At 30.6% G+C, this 2814-nt stretch carries 3 protein-coding genes; all 3 read left to right on the top strand.

What is annotated here, in order from left to right; all coding sequences use genetic code 11:
• Positions 1-116 precede the first annotated feature (116 nt).
• The 3 genes from CD129_RS09495 to CD129_RS09490 all read left to right on the top strand — a co-directional run bounded on the left by CD129_RS09495 (position 117) and on the right by CD129_RS09490 (position 2580).
• Positions 117-281: a YSIRK-type signal peptide-containing protein gene (locus tag CD129_RS09495; RefSeq protein WP_243832008.1), complete on the top strand. Its 165-nt coding sequence runs from the start codon at positions 117-119 to the stop codon at positions 279-281.
• 405 nt (positions 282-686) lie between these two features.
• A complete protein-coding gene (locus CD129_RS13225; RefSeq protein ID WP_160149104.1) occupies positions 687-836 on the top strand; it encodes a hypothetical protein in 150 nt (49 codons plus the stop codon).
• Positions 823-2580, top strand: coding sequence for an Ig-like domain-containing protein (locus CD129_RS09490; RefSeq protein ID WP_160149105.1), 1758 nt, complete (start codon positions 823-825; stop codon positions 2578-2580). The genes CD129_RS13225 and CD129_RS09490 overlap by 14 nt, the downstream gene beginning before the upstream one ends.
• Positions 2581-2814 lie beyond the last annotated feature (234 nt).

Here is a 2814-nt window from a genome sequence, read left to right as displayed (position 1 = left end):
AGAAAGTCATTGAATTATCAAACCCCGTTGGAAGTATTTATGAGTTACATGGATGTAGGTAAACTGTCTAGCTTATTTTGACAAACGAAGAAATAAAAAATATGGAGGTAGGGTTTTTGAACAATAAAAAGAACAACAAACGATTTGATTTTTTGCCTAATCGCATTAATAAGTACTCAATTCGTAAATTTTCAAACGGGATAGCATCAGCGCTTGTAGGTGCATTAATGGTCATTGCATTATCAAATGATAATAAGGCAGAGGCATCGGAAGAACAGTAAGTAGTAGATTTCAATAAGGTTCATCAAGAAAGTAATAATGGGAACGTTGAAATATAACCAGCTAGAGAAGAAATAAAGCCAAGCATAGATCAAAAAGCTAGTGAACCAGTACAAGAAACAGAAGCAGAAAAGCCGGAAGTAAACACAGAAGATAAAGAAGCAGTACAAGAAACAGAAGAAGTAAAACCGGAAGTAAACACAGAAGATAAAGAAACAGAAGCAGAAAAGCCGGAAGTAAACACAGAAGATAAAGAAGTAGTCCAAGAAACAGAAAAAGAAAAGCCGGAAGAAAAACCAGAAGACAATAAAGTAGTTCAAGAGAAAGAACAAGTAAAACCAGAAGTAACTACTAAAGAAAAAGAACTAGTTCAGAAGACAGAAGAAGAACAATCGAATGAAACGCCAGTGAAAAAAGAACCAATTCAAGTAACAGAAGAAAAATCGAAAAGTAGAAGCAATACGCCTTCAGAGAAAAGCACTGTTTCTCAACCAGCTAGTAGAAACGAGAAAATAGTGAATGGTTTCTATACAGAGAACAAGATTGGCAAAGATTAATAAATATTTACCTAAAAATATAAGTGAATTATCAGAAGAAGAAATTAAAAAGCAAATTTTAATGCTTGCTTTGAAATATAATATTCTGAAAGAAGAGACTACACCAACTGTAACAACAAGTTCTGTAAAAAAAGAAAGTTCAAGTTTGAGATCTAAAAGAAGTCTAAGTGCTAATGCAAGTGGTAATAATGTGACAAATCAAATAGATTTTACTAACACTACAATAAACGTAAAAAATAATACAGTTAAACCTTTAAATGCTGAAAGTTATAATCTTTTAACTTCGTTCAAAACTAATTCTTCAGTTAAAAAAGGTGATTATTTTATTATTAAAGGTTCTGCTAACACTATTAATGACGATTTAAATCATCAAAATTCAAGTGCACCAGTAATTAAAGATAAGAATGGCAATATTATAGCTATAGGGATATATGATCCTAAAACAAGAGAATATAAATATACATTTACTGATTTTGTAGAAGATAAAGCGAGTATTAGTGGTAGTTTGAAATTTTCACAATATATCAATAGAGATACTGTTCGAAATAATTCAAACGAAACGATTACTTATACTTTTGGTGATAATGTAGTATCAAAAAATGTTAGAGTTATTTACGAAAACGGTATTATAGAAGAAGCATCATCAAATATTGGTTCATCGTATACGCACTATAATAGCGAGACAAAAAAATACGAACAAACGATTTATATTAATCCTAAGAAAAAGAATGCATATTATTCTGACGTGTATATTAGAGGTTACAAGAATGATTTAGGTGATAGTTCAGCCCAAATAAATTCAAATACTCAAATTGTGATTTATAAAGTTAAAAATGGCGTTGCTTTAAATGACAGTTATTACAATGATGCTGAGAATCTTATTGATGTAACTGATCAATTTTATTTTACAAATTATCAAAATGCTGTTGGCATAAACTTTGGTAATATATATGGCACAACATATATAATAAAAGTAATCTCTAAAGAAAATGAAGCGGTCAATAAAGACTTAATACAGTCAGTAGATATGCAATCTACAAGTCAAAATGGAATATATAACTCAGTGAGTTTTTATAACTATATTGAATTAACGGATAACTCAGCAGAAGGTGAAGGAGAATCCCAATCAATAAGCGAATCGATCAGTGAAAGTATATCTATAAGTGACTCAGAGTCAGTTAGTGAAAGTGAATCATTAAGTGAGTCAGAATCAATTAGCGAAAGCGAATCATTGAGTGAATCCGAATCAATTAGTGAAAGTGAATCATTGAGTGAATCCGAATCAATTAGTGAAAGTGTGTCTTTAAGTGACTCAGAGTCAGTTAGTTTGTCACAGTCAATTAGTGAATCCGAATCTATTAGTGAATCAGAATCAATAAGTGAATCAGAATCAATAAGCGAAAGTGAATCAATTAGTGAGTCAGAATCAGAACCAAATAGTGAGAGTGAATCAATAAGCGAGTCAGAGTCTATTAGCGAATCAGATTCATTAAGTGAGTCCGAATCAATTAGTGAAAATGACTCATTAAGTGAATTTGAAACTTTATCTTCGGATGCTTCAAATGAGGATGATGAGATTTCTAACATGAATAAACAACAAGATGATCACAACAAAGATAATGGTATTAAATTGCCAGATACAGGTGAGGTTGCTACTAATAATGGATTGGTTTCTGGCCTTGCCGCGCTTGCTGGTATTGCTTTATTAAGAGGTAGACGTAGAAAAAATACGGATAATAATTAAGTTATATTGGTGAATTTCTTCAAGTAAGGAAATTTATTAGGGGCTGGGACAAGGAAATGTCTCAGCCTCTAATATTATATTGTTAGTAGATGAATAGATTGAATATGCGCTTATATCTAGTTTTTATAAGAAAATTTCAAAACCAAAACTTATATTTTAAATATAAAAAATAAATTGATAATTAATAGATATGTTGTATAATTTATAGACATTGTTGAGTTGAAGTATTTTTAA

Origin of the sequence: Mammaliicoccus fleurettii, assembly GCF_003970575.1 — a bacterium.
Lineage (GTDB): Bacteria > Bacillota > Bacilli > Staphylococcales > Staphylococcaceae > Mammaliicoccus > Mammaliicoccus fleurettii.
Note: the sequence above shows the minus strand (reverse complement) of the source record. Positions and strands in the feature narration are given on the sequence as shown.